Origin of the sequence: Streptomyces sp. NPDC127119 (genome assembly GCF_042677425.1) — a bacterium.
Taxonomy (GTDB): Bacteria; Actinomycetota; Actinomycetes; order Streptomycetales; family Streptomycetaceae; genus Streptomyces.
Genome location: NZ_JBHXTO010000285.1, coordinates 1 through 4,066 on the forward strand (window position 1 = coordinate 1; position 4,066 = coordinate 4,066).

Sequence of the window (4,066 nt, forward strand, 5' to 3'; positions counted from 1 at the left end):
GTGCGGGTTCGGTGGGCGTTGCTCGCGCCGTTCCCCGCGCCCCTTGGGGAGGGGCTGCGCCCCGTCCCACTCAGGGGCGCGGGGAACTGCGCAGTCTTTTGGCTTTGAGCCGCACAGGGGACGCGGCGCCCAGCCCTGAGCTTTCAGGGGCGCGGGGAACGGCGCGAGCAACCCCCACCGGGGCCGCAGGCAACGTCGGCGCTCAGACGGTGGCCAGCGCCGCGCGCAGCGCAGTGAGGCATGCGTCCACCGTCGCGGAGCCGGCCGCAGGCCCGTAGTGGTTGACCCGGATCATCTCCTTGGCCAGCACCCCACCCCCCGCCGCCAGCGGAAGGGAAGGATCGACGGCCAGCGCAGCCGCCACCACCGCCGACGCGTCCACCCCCGCAGGCGTCCGCAACGTCGTCGCGACCGGCGCCGCATCGGAGGCCTCGTACACGTACGGCTCAAGCCCGCCGCCCAGCGCGAGCGCACCCGCCCGCGTGGCCGCCGCGGCCGAAGCGTGCCGCGCCATCACGGTCTCCAGCCCCTCCGACTCGATGCGCTCCACACACGCTTCCAGCGCCAGCATCTCCAGCTGCGCCGGAGCGTGGAGGAGGACCTTGCGTCCGGCGTCGACCCACCGATCCTTCCAGTCCAGGAGGGAGAGGTAGGAGCGCCGGGGCGCGTGCGGGTTCGCGGCCATCCGCGCCCACGCCCGCTCGCTCACCGACACCGCCGAGACCCCCGCGGGCCCGCCCATCGCCTTCTGCGCCCCGATCACGCACAGGTCCACGCCCCACGCGTCCGGCAGCACCGGCTCGGCGCCGACCGAGGCCACCGCGTCGAGGTAGAAGAGGGCGCCGTGGGCCCGTACGACCTCGCCGATCTCCGCGACCGGGTTCGTGTTCCCGGTGGCGGCCTCCGCGTGCACGAGGGAGACGAAGTCGATCTCCGGGTGCTCGGTGAGAGCGTCGTGGATCTGCCCGGCCGTGACCGCCGTGTGGAAGGGGACGGCCAGGTCGTGCACGGTCGCGCCGCAGTCCCTCAGCCAGTCGCCGAACGTCTGCCCGTACGGGCCGGTGATCACGTTGAGAGCCGTCGTGCCGGGACCGGCCGCGCCGCGGATCGCCCCTTCCAGGGGAAGCAGCGCCTCGCCCTGCATGATCACGACGTCCTGCTCGGTGGAGAGCAGCCGCGCCACGCGGTCCTCGATCGCCGCGAAACGCGCGGCGCTCAGCGGCGCCAGGTCCAGGAAGGGATGGGTCACGGCGTTGCTCTCTTCACTCACGTTGCTCTGGACGCTCACGTTGCTCTCGTCACTCACTGGGTAGGCAGCAACGAGCGTAACCGCCGTCCCCGCAGTCGCCCACCGGTGACTTCCGAGGCCGGACAGCCCAGCGGCCATGGGATTGGTTTGAGAGCCTCAAACGAATCCTTATAATCAGCAGTCACAGTTTCCCCACAGGAGGTCTCCCCCGTGAAGATGGTCCCCGGGCGCCGAACCCGCATTCTGGCCGCCACCACCGCGACGGCCGGGCTGCTGCTCGTGTCCGGCTGCTCCTCGGACGACGACGGGGGCAAGAAGACCACCGCCAACGGGGTCGAGCTCGTCAAGGGCGGACAGCTCACCACCTGCACGCACCTGCCGTACCCGCCGTTCCAGTCGGAGATCGACGGCAAGGTCCAGGGCTTCGACGTGTCGCTGGTCGACCTGGTCGCCAAGAACCTGGGCGTGAAGCAGGAGATCCTCGACCAGCCCTTCGAGAACTTCAAGACCGGCGGATCCCTCAACTCCGGCCAGTGCGACCTCGCCGCGGCCGGTATGACGATCACCGACGAGCGCAAGAAGAACGTCGACTTCTCCGACCCGTACTTCGAGGCCACCCAGGGCATCCTGGCCGGCAAGAAGAGCGGCATCTCCTCCCTCGCGGACCTCAAGGGCAAGAAGGTCGGCGCGCAGGCGCAGACCACCGGCGAGGAGTTCGCGAAGAGCAAGGGCCTCAACCCGGTCTCCTTCGAGTCCTCGGACGCCCTCCTCAACGGTCTGCGCACCGGCCAGGTCAAGGCCATCGTCATCGACTACCCGGTCCTCCAGGGCTGGTTGAAGGACAAGGCCAACGCCGCCGCCTTCGAGGTCGCCGACAACATCAACACCGGTGAGGAGTACGGCTTCACCATGAAGAAGGGCAACACCAAGCTCCTCGAAGCCGTCAACAAGGCGCTGGCGGACGCGAAGTCGGACGGCACGTACAAGAAGCTGTACGAGAAGTGGATCGGCCCGTACGACGAGAACGCCGCCTCCGCTTCGCCCTCCGCCTCCTCATGACCGAGACCGACACCAAGGTCCAGCCCCGCAGGCGCGGTCTGACCAGGAGCCAGAAGCGGACCGTGTCCCGGGGCGTCCAGTACGCGGTGTTCGTCGCCGCGCTGGTCGCCCTCGGGTTCACGGCCGACTGGGGACAGCTGCGGAACCAGTTCGCCCAGGTCGACCTGGCCGAGCGGATGTTCCCGGACATCATCACGCTGGCGCTGAAGAACACCGTCCTCTACACGATGTCCGGCTTCGTCTTCGGCCTCGCCCTCGGCGTGGTCGTCGCCCTGATGAGGCTCTCCTCGGTCGGCCCGTACCGCTGGCTGGCCGGTATCTACATCGAGATCTTCCGCGGGCTGCCCGCCCTGCTGATCTTCATCTTCGTGGGCGTCGCCGTGCCGCTCGCGTTCCCCGGCACGGAGATCCCCGGCGGCACGTACGGCAAGGTCGCGCTCGCGCTCGGCCTGGTGGCCGCCGCGTACATGGCGGAGACGATCCGCGCGGGCATCCAGGCCGTCCCCAAGGGGCAGATGGAGGCGGCCCGTTCGCTGGGCTTCTCGCATGCGCGGGCCATGGTCTCCATCATCATTCCGCAGGCCTTCCGGATCGTGATCCCGCCGCTCACCAACGAGTTGGTCCTCCTCTTCAAGGACTCCTCGCTGGTGCTGTTCCTCGGGGTCACGCTGGAGGAACGCGAACTGTCCAAGTTCGGCCGCGACCTGGCCAGCGAGACCGCCAACTCGACACCGATCCTGGTGGCGGGCCTGTGCTACCTGCTGGTCACGATCCCGCTCGGGTTCGTCGTACGCCGCCTTGAGGCGAAGGCCGGGGAGGCCACCAAGTGAGCACCGAGAACAGTGCCGGCGACAAGAGCGGCACGCCGGAGATCCAGGTCCGCGGGCTGCACAAGTCGTTCGGCGACAACGAGGTGCTGCGGGGCATCGACCTGGAGGTCGGTTCCGGCGAGGTCGTGTGCGTCATCGGCCCCTCCGGCTCCGGCAAGTCGACCCTGCTGCGCTGTGTGAACCTCCTCGAAGAGCCCACGAAGGGGCAGGTCTTCGTCGGGGGTACTGAGGTGACCGACCCGGACGTCGACATCGATGCCGTACGCCGTCGGATCGGCATGGTCTTCCAGCAGTTCAACCTCTTCCCGCACCTGACCGTGACCGACAACCTGACGCTGCCGCAGCGGCGGGTGCTGGGCCGCGACAAGGCGGAGGCGGCGGAGGTCGCCGCCGAGAACCTGCGGCGGGTCGGGCTGTCCGAGAAGGCGACGGCCTACCCGGGCTCCCTCTCCGGCGGCCAGCAGCAGCGCGTCGCCATCGCCCGGGCGCTCGCGATGGGCCCCCAGGTGATGCTCTTCGACGAGCCGACCTCGGCGCTCGACCCGGAGCTGGTCGGGGACGTCCTCGCCGTGATGCGGATGCTCGCGGACGAGGGCATGACGATGATGGTCGTCACGCACGAGATGTCCTTCGCGCGCGAGGTGGCCGACCGGGTGGTCTTCATGGACGGCGGGGTCATCGTGGAGCAGGGGCCGCCGGCCCAGGTGATCGGCTCCCCGACCCACGCCCGCACCCGCCACTTCCTCTCCCGCCTCCTGGACCCGGCGATGGCGGAAGTGGACGACGCTCCGCGGAAGTCCCCGTAGAACCGGGGCCGCCACGTCGACCTGCGGGCCCGGTGGGGGTGGCCCGCGCAGTTCCCCGCGCCCCTAAAAGCCAAAAGACTGCGCCGTTCCCCGCGCCCCTGAAGGCGAAAGGCCGAAGACTG

4 protein-coding genes are annotated in these 4,066 nt (G+C 69.7%); 3 read left to right on the top strand and 1 reads right to left on the bottom strand.

Translation table 11 applies throughout. The features are described 5' to 3' along the window. Window positions 1-202: 202 nt before the first annotated feature. A complete protein-coding gene (locus ACFVH5_RS44065; protein ID WP_385839322.1) occupies window positions 203-1,249 on the bottom strand; it encodes a pyridoxal-phosphate-dependent aminotransferase family protein in 1,047 nt (348 codons plus the stop codon). Between the two features lie 210 nt (window positions 1,250-1,459). On the opposite strand from ACFVH5_RS44065, the gene ACFVH5_RS44070 reads away from it, so the two are divergent. From ACFVH5_RS44070 to ACFVH5_RS44080, 3 genes are read left to right on the top strand one after another with little or no spacing between them, the layout of a single operon-like run. Beyond that, entirely contained in the window at window positions 1,460-2,308 is an 849-nt protein-coding gene (locus tag ACFVH5_RS44070) for a transporter substrate-binding domain-containing protein (protein WP_385839319.1), read from the top strand. Then, complete coding sequence (locus ACFVH5_RS44075; RefSeq protein ID WP_385839320.1) at window positions 2,305-3,138, top strand: amino acid ABC transporter permease; 834 nt, start codon at window positions 2,305-2,307, stop codon at window positions 3,136-3,138. Before ACFVH5_RS44070 ends, ACFVH5_RS44075 begins: the two co-directional genes overlap by 4 nt. Further along, window positions 3,135-3,944 carry an amino acid ABC transporter ATP-binding protein gene (locus ACFVH5_RS44080; protein ID WP_385839321.1) on the top strand — a complete coding sequence of 270 codons (810 nt, stop codon included), beginning with the start codon at window positions 3,135-3,137 and terminating at the stop codon, window positions 3,942-3,944. Before ACFVH5_RS44075 ends, ACFVH5_RS44080 begins: the two co-directional genes overlap by 4 nt. The last annotated feature ends 122 nt before the right edge of the window (window positions 3,945-4,066 follow it).